The organism is Psychrobacillus sp. NPDC093180 (assembly GCF_044754065.1).
Classification (GTDB): domain Bacteria; phylum Bacillota; class Bacilli; order Bacillales_A; family Planococcaceae; genus Psychrobacillus.
Map to the genome: position 1 here is coordinate 81,530 of NZ_JBIVOJ010000008.1, position 16,328 is coordinate 97,857.

A 16,328-nucleotide genomic window follows, 5' to 3' on the forward strand; every position below is an offset into this window, starting at 1 on the left:
ACAGAAACAATGAATTCACATATTACAAAAAGTAATCGTGTTTGTTCGGTACTTTTTGTAATATGTGAATTTTTTTATTCAATATAATTTTTGGAGGTCATCTAAATGACACAAGGTACAGTAAAATGGTTTAACGCAGAAAAAGGTTTTGGATTTATCGAAGTTGAAGGTGGAAACGACGTATTCGCTCACTTCTCAGCTATCCAAGGCGAAGGTTTCAAATCACTTGACGAAGGTCAAAAAGTGGAATTTGATATCGAAGACGGTCAACGTGGACCACAAGCAGTTAACATCGTAAAACTTTAATTCTTAGGAATTAAATCAAAAAAGAGACACTCTTAATGGGTGTCTCTTTTTTATATTAAATATGGATGGACAAAGTTTCACCTATGTAAACAAAGTGATACCATAAGGATAAATAGATCTATCAGATTGGAAGGATTCCATATGAGCAATACACATATATTTTCTAAGCGGGAAGAGATTGCGAATGCAATTATTCATGGAATTGGAGCACTATTAAGTATTGCGGCTCTTGTCATTTTGATTGTATCTTCTGTTACACGAGGGACGGCATGGCATGTGGTCAGTTTTACGTTATTTGGAGCGACGATGGTTCTGTTATATGCTTCATCCACACTCGTTCATGGATTTCCGGCGGGGCGAGCGAAAGATTTCTTTGAGATCATGGATCATTCTGCTATTTACTTTTTTATAGCAGGGACCTACACTCCTTTTTTATTTATTGCGGTGAAAGGGACACTTGGCTGGACTTTGTTTGGAATTGTATGGGGGCTTGCGATTGCAGGTACGGTGTTTAAAGCATTTTTTGTGAAGCGCTTTTTGCACACATCGACGTTATTGTATGTGGTCATGGGCTGGCTGATGGTATTTGCATGGAAACCACTTTTAGCAAACGTCTCGACTGAAGGGCTTATTTATCTTGCTATAGGTGGTGTACTCTACACAGTAGGGGCCGTTTTTTATGTGTGGCGCGGATTTACTTATCATCACGCCGTATGGCATGTTTTTGTACTAGCAGCATCCATATTGCATTTCTTTGCAGTGATGACTTTATTGGCGTAAACTTAGTAATACAATGAGTGTGTGGAAGGAGATTTTATTAATATGATAAAAACAACTGTATTTGAACAATTAAAACGTGCGATGAAAGAGAAGGATGTATTAGCAAAAGGAGTATTAACACTTTTAAAATCAGCACTGGATAGCGCCGAAAAAGAAAAAGGTTCGAGCCTTTCACCGGAAGAAGAAATTGCTATTGTGAATCGCGAAGTGAAACAAACGAACCAAGCTTTAGAAGGAGCTCAAAATGCAAATCGAGAAGACTTAATAGAAAAAGAGGAAGCAAAACTAGTACTACTAAAAAGCTTCTTACCAAAACAATTAAGCGAAGAAGAAGTTGCTGCGTTATTAACTGAGGCTGGAATCGTAAAAGGTATGAATATGGGCGATGCAATGAAAATTGCAAAACCATTACTTACTGGAAAAGCAGATGGGTCAACTATGTCTAAAGTTGTGAAAAGTTTAATATAACTAGGTTCGCTTCTTTTTGTATTTAGTATAAAGTAATCTGTCTATTATTGAACTTCATTAGAATTCTGTATATAATGAAATTAGAATCATACAATAAAAAAGACTGGATACGCTAATATCCAGCCTCACAACTGCTGACCGCAGAAAGAGCGGTTGGTCCGGGTTGACAAAGAATAATCGTCCACGCCTACCATCGGGGGACGGTTATTTCTTTTTTACAAAGAAAATGATTAATGTGACCACGATCGTAAAAGCAGCTAACATTACAGCACATAACTGTATTAGCAAACTTAAAGTTTCATAAGTCGACACCATAGATCACCTCCTTTAACAGAAGTGACCAACCGCCCACCCTACTATGCAATTGTGTCTTTATTATATCACGAGTACAGAATAGATGTTCTTTTTTGTGATGATTATTAATTAAATCATCCAAAAATAGAAAGTGACTTCTTTTCCTTTTTCATCAATCAAATATTGCCTAAAGCATCCCTTTAACATAGAATAACATTTATTAGGAACATCCCCTTGCCTAAGGAGGATTGTTCCTTTTTTATATTCTTTCATGCTGCTCCTCTTTCTTTTCCCGCGCTCTTTTATCCTACTGCAAACTATAGAGCAAAATTAGATTCAATTTCCATTTTTATTGAAACAAATATAGTTTACATACGTATAGAGATTAATGGTATTAAAGGAGGTCTATTGATGTTTCAAAAAATTATCCCAATTACATTACTCGCATTACTTGTTTCAGGTTGTAGCGATAGTGATGGAGCAGAGGTTACGAAGCAGGTCAAGGAGACAGCGGTAGTAGAAAAACAAACTGTGGAGAAAACTGGTCCGGACCTTAGTACAATCAACCAACTAGTAATTCCTACAACGTTAGAAGAGTGGAAGAATGTGGAGCCTGGAGTGTTCACACTTGACTACACTTTAGAGCATGAAACTTCTAGCTGGCCACAGGAAACTAGGGAGCTAAACGCAGAGGAAAAGAATGAGCTGGAAAGTGCAATATCAGCAGCTGATGATACTGATACAATGTTCAAGGCTTTACGTTATTATTTCGGAAGTAAAGTATATAATGATTTGCTGGATCAGCAGATTAACTATGCGGCAGTTATGAACGAGCCATACTTACCGACGCCGACAAAGGAGTTTGGTGCTGATGAGAACGGTGAGGCAGTACCGACAAAAGCGTTTCTATTGTTAGATGCTAGTTCAAGCATGTTACTTCCTGTAGACGGAAAACAAAAAATGGGAATTGCTAAAATTGCGGTGAAGCGATTTGCGAAAACACTTGGAGAGCAAAACGAAGTATCACTCTATGTCTATGGACACGCTGGTACCCAGGAAAACAAGGATAAAGAGTTATCATGCACGAAAATAGATGAAGTATATCCCCTACAAAACTATAACGAAGAAAAATTCGATAGTACGGTAGATGAGGTAACTGCCAAAGGGTGGACGCCACTTGCTGCCGCTATTCAGGCGGCTCATGAAGCTAGCAAGAATGTAGAGGGACCAATAACGGTTTATATCGTTAGCGATGGAGCAGAAACTTGTGATGGAGACCCGGTTAAAGCGGCAGAAGAATTTGCAAAGGATAACGAAAATCGTAAAGTCAATATTATTGGATTTAATGTGGATCAAAAAGGAGAAGACCAGTTAAAGGCGGTAGCTGAAGCAGGGAATGGAGAGTATATTTCTGCTGATAACAGTGAAGAATTAAATAATAGTATTGCAGAAAAGTGGGTTATTCCGAGTATGTTAGATACATTTTATATTCGGCTATCAGGACCAAATGGTTTTACAGTTTCCAATGCAAAATATTCGATAGGACAGGTGTCCATGAAAATTAGTAATGCCGTCAACATAGAAAGTAGCCGTTTTAGGGAAATGATTAAAGTTTTATTATCGGAAGAGCTGATTACCCCAGAGCAGGAAGAGGAGCTTACTGAAAAGGTCAAACAGCATGCAGATCAACTAAAGGCTATCAACACACAACTAAGAGAGGAAAAAAACAAAGAGGTCGATGATGAATATGAACGCATACATCAAAACATTGACGCTTGGGCGCAGGAAATAGAAAAAATTAGAGCAGAGCAATAAAGTGAAACTTCAATCAGTGGGGGGGTTCTTCCCCCTACTGATTGTTAGTTAAACCAATCGGGCTTTTTCGGGCAGTTGATCTCCCACTTATCTTTTCGCTTTTCTTCAATCTTGAAGTGGGAGTCTTACTGCCCGTTAATGCGGGATAAATAAATCCCTATGTTGCATACTATCGTTGAATAGTGTGTAGCATAGGGATTTTTTATGTGGCAGATTGTTGGAAGATTCTAGCCAACTTCTGTAGTATTAAATAGAGAAAACATATTGGCCTTCTCAGGATTGGCTAAAAAGGAGTTAAAATAATGAAGCAAAAATACGAAAAGATCTTTGAAAAATTTACTTTCCCATCTGGAGTAGAAGTAAAAAATCGAATAATGATTGCTCCGATGACGAACTATTCGTCCGAAGAAAGTGGGGAAGTTTCAGAAAGAGAACTAGCCTATTATAAAGAACGATCTGGTGGGGTAGGAACTTTCATCACTGCCTGTGCGTATGTGAGTAAGGTTGGCAAAGGGTTTCCCGGACAATTTAGTATAGATGATGATAAATTCCTTCTAGGATTGAAAAAATTAGCACAGACTATTCAGTCGAACGGCACAAAAGCGATTATCCAGATTTATCATGGAGGCAGACAGTCGCCACCACAATTACTGCCAGACCAGCAACCTGTTTCAGCGAGTGCTATTGCTGCGGAAAATAAAGGGGCAATCGTGCCGAGAGAAATGACAGAGGATGAAATAAATCATACAATCGAAGCTTTTGGTGAGGCAACAAGAAGAGCTATTGAAGCGGGTTTTGATGGAGTTGAAATCCATGGAGCAAATACGTATTTATTGCAGCAATTCTTCTCACCCCATTCAAATAGAAGAGAAGATGGGTGGGGCGGATCCCTTGAAAAACGAATGAAGTTTCCTTTAGCTATTGTAAATTCTGTACAAAAAGCAGTTAAGGAACACGCAAGCGCACCATTTATCGTTGGTTACCGAATATCTCCAGAAGAAGGCAGCAACCCAGGGATTCAATTGGATGACACCCTTCAATTTGTAGATAAGCTGGCAGATCAAGGACTAGACTATTTACATGTGTCTGTTAATCATTTCTGGAATGGCTCCTTCCGAGAAAAAGATAAAACCCAGTCAAGAATTATTAAGATACATGAAAAAATAGGAGACCGTGTTCCTGTAGTTGGAGTAGGTTCTTTGCATACACCGGATGAAGTGGTAGAAGCACTTGAAACTGGTGTCCCATTCATTGCGTTAGGTCGAGAGTTACTAATGGAGCCGAAGTGGATCGAGAAAGTCCAGGCAGGTGAGGAAGATCAAATACGTACAACGCTTTCTAGAAAAGCTCAAGAAGAATTAGTCATTCCAGATCCATTGTGGGACAGACTGATGAATGTAAAAGGCTGGTTGCCGGTAGAAGATTAAAAAACGCAAGGGATTCGTAATTTAGCGCTATCTAATTTATCATGGTAATATCGAGGCAACGAATTATCAGGAAGATTTGAAGAAAGAGGCTAAAATCTATGGAGTGTAGAGTGATTGGTATGTGGGGAGGATTTCCTAAAAAGAATGGTCCTTGTTCAGGATACTTAATACAGCATGAGGACTTTTCATTGTTAATTGACTGTGGCAGCGGTGTTTTAACGGAATTACAAAATTATACTGATTTAAATAATATTAATCATGTCATACTAACTCATTATCATTATGATCATTTCAGTGATATTGGAGCCTATTTATTTTCTAGACTGGTGAATACACATTTAGGTCGAGCAGATGAAGAATTATGTGTTTATGGGCCCAAGGACGAAGACATGAAAAAGCAGGTAGAGGATGTTGCATATTCTAGATTTACTTCATTTAACGAGAAGAGTAGATTTGAAATCGGGCCATTCACCTGTACATTTATGAAAAACATTCACCCAGTAGAAACGTATAGTATAAAAATTGAATGTGACAGTAAAAGTATTATCTTTACATCTGATACTAGCTTTACGCCTGACTTAATTTCCTTTGCAGCTAATAGCGATCTTCTTATCACAGAATGTAGCTTGTATGAAGGTATGGACGGAACAGCATCCGGTCATATGACGTCCGAGCATGCAGGAATACTAGCATATCAATCAAATGCAAAAAAGGTGTTATTGACCCATCTTCCACACTATGGCGATTTAAACGATTTAGTAGTTAGTGCAAAAAAACAAGGCAACGAAAATATTGTTTTGGCAGAGTCAGGGATGTTAATACAATTATAAAAGCTGATAGAATGAATGCTCTTTGGGGCATTTATTTTATCAGCTTTTTTATAAATTAAAGGGACCTAACTAGCTGTTCATCACCTTAAGATCAGTCATACTTAATTCTTTAATATAAGTAGACAATTCATCTCGAAGATCCTCTTGCTGAAGTGCAAATTCAATTGTCGTTTTTACAAAACCAATCTTATCTCCCACATCATATCTTTTTCCTTCAAAATCATAGGCGAACACTCTTTGAATTTGATTTAATTTCTGGATGGCATCTGTTAACTGAATTTCTCCACCAGCTCCAATTTCCTGCTTTTTTAGAAACATGAAAATTTCCGGTGTCAGAATATAGCGTCCCATAATCGCGAGGTTTGAAGGAGCTGTTCCTGGAGTTGGTTTTTCAACAAAATTTAGTACTTGGTATAGTTTCTCCACTTGTGAAGCAGGGTCAATTATTCCATATCGATGTGTTTCTTTGCTCGGGACAGTTTGAACGCCAATCACAGAGGAATGAGTTTCTTCATATATATTAATTAGTTGTCTTAAACATGGTGTTTCACTCTGAACAATATCATCGCCTAGAAGAACTGCAAATGGTTCCTTACCGACAAAATTACGTGCACACCAAATAGCATGCCCGAGTCCTTTTGGCTCCTTTTGACGAATATAGTGAATTTCTGCAAGGTTTGAAGAGTAACGAACTTTATCTAATAAGTCCAATTTCCCCGTTTTTAATAGGTTTTGCTCCAGTTCAGGCGCAAAATCAAAATGGTCTTCAATAGAGCGTTTTCCTTTACCCGTAACGATAATAATTTCTTCAATTCCGGAAGCTATTGCTTCTTCCACAATATATTGGATGGTAGGCTTATCGACTATCGGTAGCATTTCTTTTGGTTGAGCTTTCGTAGCAGGTAAAAATCTAGTGCCAAATCCAGCTGCAGGAATGATTGCTTTTTTTATCTTCATAAAACTCTCCTTCCATTTTAAGTAATTTAGTATAGTGAGTGAGCAATTGGACAATCTCCGCGAAGAGTTGGACAATTCCTCTAGAAAGTTGGACAATCTTTCTCAAAAGTTGGACAAACTCCCTCGAAAATTGGACAATCTAGGGTCAAAGTTGGACAATCCTATCGTAATTGGACAATCTCTTTCAAAAGTTGGACAATCTAGGGTCGAAGCTGGACAATCCTTTAGTAGTCTCTTTCGAAGGTTGGACAATCACCTCAAAGAGTTGGACAATCTTTCTCAAAAGTTGGACAAACTCCCTCGAAAGTTGGACAATCTAGGGTCAAAGCTGGACAATCCTTATTAATTGGACAATCTTCTCAAAGAGTTGGACAATCTTTCTCAAAAGTTGGACAATCCAGGGTCGAAGCTGGACAATCCTTTAGTAGTTGGACAATCTCTTTCGAAGGTTGGACAATCACCTCAAAGAGTTGGACAATCTTTCTCAAAAGTTGGACAAACCCTCTCGAAAGTTGGACAATCTAGGGTCAAAGCTGGACAATCCTTTAGTAGTTGGACAATCTCTTTCGAAGGTTGGACAATTACCTTAAAGAGTTGGACAAACCCTCTCGAAAGCTGGACAATCTCTTCCAATAATTGGACAATCGACTTGACCAACTCTAGAAACGATCAGGCTCTATGACGAACTCTTAGTTTCCAAATTTGATATACCATTGCAAGAGAAGAGTAAATGGTTAAATAAGTGAGCACTACCCAGCCAGTTTCTAGATAAGGCTGGACTGCGGTCTGAACAGTTTCGCTTGTTAAAAAAGCTCTTTGATCAAGACAGAAATACGTTCCTAGTGCAATCAAAAGGAAAATAACGATAATGCCTTCTGTAAGTTTGCTTCTGGTCGTTCCTCTCTCTGCGTTATACTGGATTGCCCAACCATCTTTTTTCACAGCGGATAATTTTCCTAGCCATACATTTCCAAAGGTTATTAAATTGACCCATAAATAGATTTCGGGGCTAATCAGCAGTGCTGCTAAAATGACATCTATAGGTCTGTGCATGGGGGTTTTTATCGCTAGTATAGTATTTAATATAGATGCAATGACAACAGGCGTTAGCCAAATCCATGACCAGAAAAATTGGTCTGTTGCAAGGGCAAGAACTACTAGTAAGATTAATAATACGCGTATCGTTAAATTGATAAATGATTTAATTTGGGAACGCCATATTCTTCCCCGGTGTTTTGATTTAACTCCGATATCACTGTTTGTGAGTAATTCAACAGTACCTGATTGCCATTTGTTTCGTTGCTGACGAAACGTATGATAAGATCTCATCGCATCCACAAAACAACGGGCAGTGGGACTGATTAGTGTTTTCCATTTCTTCTGGATTTGCCAAGTTAAAAGCATGTCTTCTACGTCACTCTCATCCTGCCAAGGTCCATCCAACTTGTTTTCATCTATCACATCCTGCAAAGCTTCTGGCCTAAATAAAGTTGCTTGGCCCCCGAGGACATATGTACTACCGCCACTATATTGGAGATCTAGTAGCCAGCTTGCCATATCTTGTTTTTGCTGATGTGTCCACCACCGTGAAATTGGACCCCCGTACTCACCAGATGCAATTTTTTCTTCATAGTGAACATCATCTTTTGAAATAAGACCTTTCTTTTTAGGCATCCTCATCGTGTACTTAGCCATTACTCCACCAATATTACGAGAACTCATAAGACCTTCCCATAATTGAGATAATGCGTCGGGTGCGAGTCGACTATCTGCATCCATACCAAGTATTGCTTTGATGGAATGCTTGTAGTATTCCTCTTGTATGTTTAATTTTTTATCATATAAGTCGAGTGGATCTCCATAAATACTTTTCCAAGCTGAGTTTAAGGCTCCTACCTTTCGTTGTTTATTATTTTTTGTGGTGAGCACTCGGAGCCTTAGATTGAATTCAAGTCCTGCTTCTAATGCTATTTCCTCTGTCCGATCTGAACAGTTGTCAGCAATCACAATCACATCAAGTTCCACGTCTTTTGGCAAAGTTTGATCTCCTAAACCAGCTAAACAGTCCCGAATTGATTTCTCTTCATTATGAGCGGGAATAAATGCAACAATTCTTGGCTTCATATACGTATTCCTAACTCTTGCTACAGTAGATCCATTGTGAACAGTCATAACAGCGGAATCCATCATACTTCACCAATCACTCCTTTATCTTCAACTTGTTATGATAAATGTATTAATTTTAAATCATTACAGAACTAAATTATGTTGTACGATAGGCAAGTAGTACTAGTTTTAGTCATCTACTCATATATTTTTTCGTGTTCGTTGAATAACCAATATTCACCAATAAAACATCTCAATAAATGCGGTAAGGTTATATGGATTGCTCATATGCTTTCTAATCGTATAGTAATAAGTAACTATTTATATGAACTCTTGGATTGATAAACTCTTTTCTTAATTTATGGGAATTATATCCTTCCTTTAAATTTCTGTGATAGCTTGAGAGAAGTTTTAAATAAATATGTTAGAAACGAATATTTTAGGGAAAAGAAATAGTGAATAGAATATTAGGAAGGTGAATGTGATGAAAAAAGAGTCGAATCATGAAAACGAATCCTCCAATCCAAAAGATCAAACAGTGGAACAAGGAAAGCCTAATGAGTTAAGTGACCAACAGAAAGAAGAACTTCAGGTGAAAGAAGGACAAAATAACCATCATGTTGATGAACGTGGTGGAAATTAAGTTTCCAAAGTTAATAAGATGAAATCCGTGACTCCGAGTAGGGTTACGGATTTTTTTAGAAGACAGGAAATTCTACATTTTTTACTCAGTATAAATTTAGCTTCAGCGCTTTGCCTCTCGGTATCAAATGTAAAAAAGCTGCTCCTGCGCAAGCACGTCCCAAACAAAATCGCTTGAAGTAGCTGAGGAACTACCTCCTTGGCCTGTATGATGAAATTCACGCAGTTGTGGACACACCATGTCATGACCTTAGACTGTATTCCTCTAACATAGAAGCTCGCTCCTTTCTTAAAGAGCGCTCATGGACAGCTTCCATTAACCTTTACATAGTATGGAGAAAAGAATGGATACTATATTGGTAAGCCAAAAGGAGTGATATGTATGGCGATATGTCCTTTATGTAACTCATTAAAAAAACTAGAAGTTTCTTGTCCCGATTGTGATAACCAGTTAGATGACTCGGGGAAGGTATCTGATTTTTTAGATCCATATGGTCATTATAACGATGAAGAGACGGTGAAAATGGGGGATGGTTATCCAAATACAGCAAAAGATCAGATTTGTCCTCATTTAATGGTTTGTAATAATTGTGGATACGATGAAGTGAAGTTCATACAAGAAGAATAGATTATTGAAAGGCAACACCCACTTGAATGGAAGTTGCCTTTTCCACTACTTTAATTGAGGTTCTTCTCTTTTATCTAGATTCCCGAACTCAGTATATAGGATGATTCCCTTGCTTAATGCCTTATCAAAAAATCAAATACTCCTATTTTTATTGTAACGTGTCCTTTTGACTGGTATAATTTTTTACTAAAAACAACGAAGGGCCTATCTTTAATATATATTTTATTACTAATTAGCTAAAGGTGAGGTGAATGTAATGGAAGTTTACTATAATGAAAGTTCAACTTTAAATTCAAAGTTTAATAAAAATGATTTTGTTCGTTTTATTGAAAATTTTCCTGAACCGATATGTATATTGACTTTGAGAGAGAGACAATATCCAGATCGTTTTATATATGCTAACGAGGCTGCTGTTAAATTGACAGGTATGGAAATGGAAGATATCTGTTCATATAGTTGGGAAGATATGTTTGAGTTTCCTAGTGATTCAGCCTTGGAAGCTTTAGATGGTGAGGATCAATCCGAGGTGCATAAGGCGGATACTACCACGCCATTAAAAAGAAATCTTGAAGGCAAAGCATTAAAAGTGGATGGACACGCAATTGAACTTGAAGATGGAGCACGCTATTTAATATTGACTATTATCGATGTAACTGAACATCAGGATACTCGAAATAAGCTAAAAAAATCAAAGAAAGAGTTTGAATCATTATTCTATTATAATCCTAATTTAGTTTTTACGATTAGTCCCGAGGGGAATATCACTAACTTCAATGAAGCAGGATTAAAGATCCTAAAATATTCATTAGAGGAAATAATTGGGATGGGATTTCGAGAATTGATTGTTCCTGAAGATCTTCCGCTTACAAGGGATTATTTTTTCCAAGTTCTAAAAGGAAAGACAGCAGAGTTTCAAATTTCGATTTTCGACAGTGAAGGTACAGTTTTACAGATTGATGTTACGGCAGTTCCTACAATATTAGATGGTGAAGTGGTGGAGGTTATAGGAATTGCTCGTGATATTACTGAACAGATTTGTATAGAGTCCCTTTTGAAGGAAAGTGAGCAAAGATATAGGGCATTATTTGATCACAACATCGATCCTGTTATCACCTTTGATTTGGAAGGGAAATTTCTGGTCGTAAACAAGGCTACAGAGAAAATTCTTGGTGTTCCTGCTGAAGAATTGATTGGAAAACCTTTTCTTCCCTTTATAGATAAACATAAACAACAAGAAACAATAGCTAACTTTCAAAAGGTTCAGAGTGGCCTTCCACATCAGTATGAGACTTCCTTGCATAACCCAAATGGTGAACAGGTTTTGCTACATATTACAGTCATCCCTTTATTTACCGAAAGAAAACTTACTGCAGTTCATTGTATAGGGAAAGACATTACGGACATTAAGCGTAATGAGGAAAAAGCAAATTACATGGCATACCATGATATGTTGACTGGAATAGGGAATCAGCGCTTATTCCGAGAGGACCTGCGAAGAATAATAGAAAGTCAAATCTCAGAAAAGCTTACCTCAGCTGTTATACTAGTAGACCTTGATCGCTTTAAGTTTATCAATGATTATCTTGGGCATGAAATGGGTGATGCCCTATTACGACAGGTTTCGGAGCGTCTAGTAAAAATAATGGGGTCAGATGGTAACGTTTACAGATATGCTGGAGATGAATTTACTATTATCATGCAAGACATTGACGAAAATAAAGTCCATCTGAAAGCTCAAGCATTAGTTTCAGAAATAGGAGCACCTTTCGATATAGACGGATTTGAAGCAATTCTAACTGCGAGTATAGGAATTAGCTTGTTTCCGAAACATGCAACAGATATAAAAGGCCTAATGAGGGCTTCTGATCATGCAATGTATTACGCCAAGCGACAGGGGCGCAACAATTATCAAATTTACAATACCCAAATAGAAGGACTCTCCAAGACAGATCTTCGCATGGAGACACTACTTCATAAAGCAATAGATAAAAAGGAATTTGTTCTCTACTACCAGCCTCAATACGATGCAATTACACATAAAATTTCAGGGCTTGAAGCATTATTGCGTTGGAATAGCAAAGATTTAGGGATGGTTTCACCTATCGACTTTATCCCACTTGCAGAGGAAACTGGTATGATTGTACCGATTGGTGAATGGGTCATTCGAGAAGCTTGCAACCAAAACAAAGAATGGCAAAGACAAGGCTTGCCGCCAGTACCTGTATCGGTAAACCTTTCTTTACGGCAGTTTTATCAAACGGATCTAGTAGAAAAGATAGAGTTAATTTTAAAAGAAACAAAACTTCATCCCAAGTATTTGGAACTAGAAATTACGGAAACGATTGCGTTGCAACCCGATATCGCTATTCGGGTGTTAAATGAGCTCAAATCAATCGGCGTATTGATAGCAATGGATGACTTTGGCACAGGATATAGTTCCTTGAACTATATTCGGCGTTTTCCAATCGATCATCTCAAAATTGATAAAGCCTTTGTACAAGGAATACAACAGGATGAGGAAGACCGTAGTATTATTGCAACGATTATCTCACTTGGTCATAACTTAAATATGAGGGTTATAGCTGAAGGAGTAGAAACAGAAGAGCAAGCAGATTTATTAAAAAACTATAATTGTGACATGTTCCAAGGATATTTGTTTAGTCGACCACTTTCTGCAGAAATGATTCCAGCTATGTTCGAATAGTTGTTTAACCCGTTAATACATCGTCACAGTGGCCAACAATGGCAGTGAACAAAATTATAATCATATACTTTCGAATCGAGAAGAAAATGCGAATGCAATTATTTTACCCTAAAAGCCATTTAAGAAAGTAATAGCAAAAGAAGTGGGAAAATTAGATTTAATTTTCACCACTTCTTTTTACATCCATTTATACACTTTTTAAAAGCAAATAAATAAAATAAGGTGCTCCTAAAATGGAAACGACAATCCCTACTGGTAATTCCATTGGGGCAAAAATTATGCGACCTAATGTATCTGCTAACAGTAATAGCAATGCACCAAGTAAAGCAGTTAATGGTAATACCTTCGCATGTCTGGCACCAACTAAGCGTCTAGCGATATGAGGGGCGATCAATCCTAAAAAAGTGATGCCGCCTCCTACTGATACACAGGCACCAGCCAATGCCACAGAAATAAATAGAAGAAATCGTCTCTCTCTTTCAATATTTGCACCAACTGCTATAGCAATAGAATCTCCTAATTTCAATACGTCTAACACGCGAGATTTATAAATAGCTATTGGTATAAGTACGACGAGCCATAATAGTAAAGTCCACACAAAAGTCCAGTTCGTACCCCAAATAGTTCCGGAAAGCCAGATGATTGCTTTCATAAAATTGATAGGCTCCATCTTCATCTGGAATATGATTAGACCTGCTCCAAATGCCGCATTAATACCAATACCAACAAGCAGTAACCGTGTTGGTGTTACTCGTCCATTTTTCCAAGACAAAGTATAAATAAGAAATGCGGCTAAAAATGCACCACATAATGCGGCAATAGGCATTATGAATATAGACAACCAACCAGTAAAAAATGCTGTTCCTTGAAAGAAAAACATATACAGGACAATGGCAAATCCTGCACCCGCATTAATACCCAATATTCCCGGATCCGCTAAAGGATTTTGTGAAATACCTTGTAAAATGGCTCCTGATATAGCAATTCCCATTCCTACTAATAAAGCCATGAAAATTCTTGGTAAACGAAAATCAAATATTGTTAGTTCATTTGAAGGCGTTCCATTTCCTAATAATGTTGAGACAACCTCACTTAAAGGGATCTTAATATAACCTGCATTTATACTTATGAGAATAGAGAATATAATTAAGATGAATAGCATAATAAAGAGAGATTTATATTTTTTTTCGTTTGTTGATAATAAGTTCGGCATTATAATCCTCTCCCTTCTTTACGTGCTAGGTAGAGAAAGAATGGGACCCCGATGATGGCAGTGATAGCCCCTACCGGTGTTTCAAAAGGAGCATTGATCATCCGGCCAATCATATCCGCTACGATCAGCAATAGGCCTCCTAAAACTGCAGAACAGGGAATAATCCACCTATAATCGACGCCCACAATGAACCTCGTAATATGAGGTATTACCAACCCAACAAACCCGATCATGCCCGCTATAGACACTGCGGCACCGGTTAATAGTAAAACAACAATCGTTCCTAAAAAACGAATAACTCCAGTACGTTGACCAAGACCTTTTGCAATTTCCTCCCCTAAACTTAGAACGGAAATAGATCGAGAAAGAACTAAAGCCAATATAATCCCAGCGATGATAAAGGGTAATGCAAACTTAATATGCTGGGGCTGAACGCTTGATACCCCGCCTGCATACCAATAACTTATATCTTTTGACACATTAAATTTAATCCCAATAGCAGTGGACAATGAACTAAGTAGTGACGTAATAGCAGAACCGGCTAGCGCCAGTTTTACAGTCGTCATTCCACCTTTCGCCATTGCAGTAATACCGAATACTAAAGCAGCACCTAAACCTGCACCGACAAATGAAAACATCATTAATCCCAAATACGTTACACTTGGTACAACTGCCAAAGCAATGGCGATTAAGAAAGAAGACCCCGCTGTAACTCCCATGATAGAAGGGGAGGCAAGTGGGTTTCTTGTCATTCCTTGCATAATAGCACCAGATATAGCGAGCGCTGCACCTACGAAAATCGCTGCAATTGCACGTGGTATTCTTAATTCCCGAATAATGATATGAGATGAATTTTCTTTATCAAAATGAAAAAGTGCATCCCAAATAATGTGAGCACTTTGATTCGTAGCGCCAAGATTGATCGACAAGAAAACACTTAATATCAATAAAGCAATACCAATAATAATGATGGTCATGCTTATATAAGGATGTTTATTGTTCTGAAAGGGTTCCTTCTCTACCTTTGTATTCATATGTACGTTAATCTCCAGTTTTATAAATAGTAGTTGACAAATTCTAATTTATGTATTCTAATTGAAACCGAGAATCATTATCAACGAAAATAGTATAGCATACTTTTAGGAGGATTTATATGTTCAGTATATTAAATAAAAAGAGATCTTTACAATTAGTGGGAGTAGGAATGTTAGCGCTAACACTTGCTGCTTGTGGGGAAGAAAAAGCAAGTGAAGAACCGACTTCAACAGAACAACAGTCAACTGACACAGGGGAAGGGGAAGTGTCTACACGTACAGTGACGGACGCAATGGGTAACGAAGTAGTTATACCGTCTAATCCTGAACGTGTACTTGCTACATATTTAGAAGATAACTTAGTTGCACTTGGTATTAAACCGGTTGCACAGTGGAGTGTAAAAGATGGAGCTAGTATACAAGGGTATTTACAAGGAGAATTAGATGGAATCCCTACTATCCCATATGATTTACCATTCGAAGCTGTCCAAGAAGTAGCACCGGACTTGATCATTATGGATTCTGCAAGCATGGTGGAAGGTGGAAAATACGAGCAATATAGTAAAATCGCACCGACCTATGTAATTGGAACAGAAGTGAATAATGATTGGCGTGACGAATTACTACGTGTTGGAGAAGTATTTGATAAAAAAGAGGAAGCACAAAAAGCGCTCGATACCTATGATGCAAAAGCTACAGAAGCAAAGGAAACGATTGAAAAGGAAGTTGGTAATCCTTCCGTAGCTGCCATTTGGTTGGTAGGTGGCAAGTTCTTTATCGTAAGTGAAACACTTTCTAGTGGAGCGGTAATGTATGGCGATTTAGGATTAAAAGTGCCTGATGTAGTAAAAGAAATATCAGCAAGTGCTACTGGTAACTGGAGCGAGATTTCTTTAGAGAAACTAGTAGAGTTAGATGCGGAACATTTATTCCTCATTGATAGTGATAAGGACAGTGGTTCGGCAGCATTGAGCGACGCTTTATGGAATAGTGTACCTGCTGTAAAAGCTGGCAATGTATATGAGTTTTCACCGGATGAAAGTTGGTTGTACACAGGTGCAATTGCAAATAGTCAAATGATCGATAATATTTTAAAAAGCCTAGTTAAATAAATAACAATAAAA

14 protein-coding genes and 1 pseudogene are annotated in these 16,328 nt (G+C 37.8%); 10 read left to right on the plus strand and 5 right to left on the minus strand.

Annotated features, from left to right (window positions below):
• Positions 1 to 105: 105 nt before the first annotated feature.
• From ACIP9W_RS13320 to ACIP9W_RS13330, 3 genes are all read left to right on the plus strand, one after another.
• Positions 106 to 306, plus strand: coding sequence for a cold-shock protein (locus tag ACIP9W_RS13320; RefSeq protein ID WP_142539751.1), 201 nt, complete (start codon positions 106 to 108; stop codon positions 304 to 306).
• A gap of 141 nt (positions 307 to 447) precedes the next feature.
• Positions 448 to 1,086, plus strand: a complete 639-nt coding sequence (gene trhA, locus ACIP9W_RS13325) for a PAQR family membrane homeostasis protein TrhA (RefSeq protein ID WP_282240885.1) — start codon at positions 448 to 450, stop codon at positions 1,084 to 1,086.
• Between the two features lie 42 nt (positions 1,087 to 1,128).
• Entirely contained in the window at positions 1,129 to 1,554 is a 426-nt protein-coding gene (locus ACIP9W_RS13330) for a GatB/YqeY domain-containing protein (RefSeq protein ID WP_142539753.1), read from the plus strand.
• 432 nt (positions 1,555 to 1,986) lie between these two features.
• On the opposite strand, the pseudogene ACIP9W_RS13335 reads toward ACIP9W_RS13330, so the two are convergent.
• Positions 1,987 to 2,121 (minus strand): annotated as a pseudogene (locus tag ACIP9W_RS13335) (cyclic nucleotide-binding domain-containing protein); the annotation flags it as partial.
• A gap of 138 nt (positions 2,122 to 2,259) precedes the next feature.
• Between ACIP9W_RS13335 and ACIP9W_RS13340 the strand changes: the two are divergent.
• The 3 genes from ACIP9W_RS13340 (at position 2,260) to ACIP9W_RS13350 (ending at position 5,920) form a co-directional block, all read left to right on the plus strand.
• A complete protein-coding gene (locus ACIP9W_RS13340; RefSeq protein WP_400790170.1) occupies positions 2,260 to 3,663 on the plus strand; it encodes a VWA domain-containing protein in 1,404 nt (467 codons plus the stop codon).
• A 302-nt stretch (positions 3,664 to 3,965) separates the two neighbouring features.
• Entirely contained in the window at positions 3,966 to 5,090 is a 1,125-nt protein-coding gene (locus ACIP9W_RS13345) for an NADH-dependent flavin oxidoreductase (protein ID WP_400790173.1), read from the plus strand.
• Positions 5,091 to 5,188: 98 nt separating this feature from the next.
• Positions 5,189 to 5,920 (plus strand): MBL fold metallo-hydrolase, encoded by a 732-nt coding sequence (locus ACIP9W_RS13350; RefSeq protein ID WP_400790175.1) that lies wholly within the window; start codon positions 5,189 to 5,191, stop codon positions 5,918 to 5,920.
• A 69-nt stretch (positions 5,921 to 5,989) separates the two neighbouring features.
• Here the strand turns inward: ACIP9W_RS13350 and galU are convergent, their stop codons facing one another.
• Both galU and ACIP9W_RS13360 read right to left on the minus strand, forming a co-directional pair.
• Positions 5,990 to 6,877: a UTP--glucose-1-phosphate uridylyltransferase GalU gene (gene galU, locus ACIP9W_RS13355; protein ID WP_400790176.1), complete on the minus strand. Its 888-nt coding sequence runs from the start codon at positions 6,875 to 6,877 to the stop codon at positions 5,990 to 5,992.
• Between the two features lie 669 nt (positions 6,878 to 7,546).
• The gene (locus ACIP9W_RS13360; protein ID WP_400790179.1) at positions 7,547 to 9,067 is read right to left on the minus strand and encodes a glycosyltransferase family 2 protein; all 1,521 of its coding nucleotides are present in this window, start codon (positions 9,065 to 9,067) and stop codon (positions 7,547 to 7,549) included.
• Between the two features lie 400 nt (positions 9,068 to 9,467).
• Here ACIP9W_RS13360 and ACIP9W_RS13365 point away from each other — a divergent pair, with 400 nt between their 5' ends.
• The 3 genes from ACIP9W_RS13365 (at position 9,468) to ACIP9W_RS13375 (ending at position 12,957) form a co-directional block, all read left to right on the plus strand.
• Complete coding sequence (locus tag ACIP9W_RS13365; RefSeq protein WP_400790181.1) at positions 9,468 to 9,626, plus strand: hypothetical protein; 159 nt, start codon at positions 9,468 to 9,470, stop codon at positions 9,624 to 9,626.
• 381 nt (positions 9,627 to 10,007) lie between these two features.
• On the plus strand, positions 10,008 to 10,253 hold the full coding sequence (locus tag ACIP9W_RS13370; RefSeq protein WP_400790183.1) for a hypothetical protein: 246 nt from the start codon (positions 10,008 to 10,010) through the stop codon (positions 10,251 to 10,253).
• A 256-nt stretch (positions 10,254 to 10,509) separates the two neighbouring features.
• Positions 10,510 to 12,957, plus strand: a complete 2,448-nt coding sequence (locus ACIP9W_RS13375; protein ID WP_400790184.1) for a sensor domain-containing protein — start codon at positions 10,510 to 10,512, stop codon at positions 12,955 to 12,957.
• A gap of 187 nt (positions 12,958 to 13,144) precedes the next feature.
• On the opposite strand, the gene ACIP9W_RS13380 is transcribed toward ACIP9W_RS13375, so the two are convergent.
• Positions 13,145 to 14,170, minus strand: coding sequence for a FecCD family ABC transporter permease (locus ACIP9W_RS13380; protein ID WP_400790186.1), 1,026 nt, complete (start codon positions 14,168 to 14,170; stop codon positions 13,145 to 13,147).
• Positions 14,170 to 15,204, minus strand: coding sequence for a FecCD family ABC transporter permease (locus tag ACIP9W_RS13385; protein ID WP_400790188.1), 1,035 nt, complete (start codon positions 15,202 to 15,204; stop codon positions 14,170 to 14,172). The genes ACIP9W_RS13380 and ACIP9W_RS13385 overlap by 1 nt, the downstream gene beginning before the upstream one ends.
• A gap of 119 nt (positions 15,205 to 15,323) precedes the next feature.
• Here ACIP9W_RS13385 and ACIP9W_RS13390 point away from each other — a divergent pair, with 119 nt between their 5' ends.
• Positions 15,324 to 16,316 (plus strand): ABC transporter substrate-binding protein, encoded by a 993-nt coding sequence (locus ACIP9W_RS13390; RefSeq protein ID WP_400790191.1) that lies wholly within the window; start codon positions 15,324 to 15,326, stop codon positions 16,314 to 16,316.
• The last annotated feature ends 12 nt before the right edge of the window (positions 16,317 to 16,328 follow it).

Bases quoted from the DNA above. Each gene is read 5' to 3' on its own strand.
- ACIP9W_RS13370 (WP_400790183.1), top strand. From the start codon at position 10,008: ATGGCGATATGTCCTTTATGTAACTCATTAAAAAAACTAGAAGTTTCT.
- ACIP9W_RS13350 (WP_400790175.1), top strand. From the start codon at position 5,189: ATGGAGTGTAGAGTGATTGGTATGTGGGGAGGATTTCCTAAAAAGAAT.
- ACIP9W_RS13390 (WP_400790191.1), top strand. From the start codon at position 15,324: ATGTTCAGTATATTAAATAAAAAGAGATCTTTACAATTAGTGGGAGTA.
- ACIP9W_RS13330 (WP_142539753.1), top strand. From the start codon at position 1,129: ATGATAAAAACAACTGTATTTGAACAATTAAAACGTGCGATGAAAGAG.
- ACIP9W_RS13320 (WP_142539751.1), top strand. From the start codon at position 106: ATGACACAAGGTACAGTAAAATGGTTTAACGCAGAAAAAGGTTTTGGA.
- ACIP9W_RS13340 (WP_400790170.1), top strand. From the start codon at position 2,260: ATGTTTCAAAAAATTATCCCAATTACATTACTCGCATTACTTGTTTCA.
- ACIP9W_RS13380 (WP_400790186.1), bottom strand. From the start codon at position 14,170: ATGCCGAACTTATTATCAACAAACGAAAAAAAATATAAATCTCTCTTT.
- ACIP9W_RS13365 (WP_400790181.1), top strand. From the start codon at position 9,468: ATGAAAAAAGAGTCGAATCATGAAAACGAATCCTCCAATCCAAAAGAT.
- ACIP9W_RS13345 (WP_400790173.1), top strand. From the start codon at position 3,966: ATGAAGCAAAAATACGAAAAGATCTTTGAAAAATTTACTTTCCCATCT.
- galU (WP_400790176.1), bottom strand. From the start codon at position 6,877: ATGAAGATAAAAAAAGCAATCATTCCTGCAGCTGGATTTGGCACTAGA.
- ACIP9W_RS13375 (WP_400790184.1), top strand. From the start codon at position 10,510: ATGGAAGTTTACTATAATGAAAGTTCAACTTTAAATTCAAAGTTTAAT.
- trhA (WP_282240885.1), top strand. From the start codon at position 448: ATGAGCAATACACATATATTTTCTAAGCGGGAAGAGATTGCGAATGCA.
- ACIP9W_RS13385 (WP_400790188.1), bottom strand. From the start codon at position 15,204: ATGAATACAAAGGTAGAGAAGGAACCCTTTCAGAACAATAAACATCCT.
- ACIP9W_RS13360 (WP_400790179.1), bottom strand. From the start codon at position 9,067: ATGATGGATTCCGCTGTTATGACTGTTCACAATGGATCTACTGTAGCA.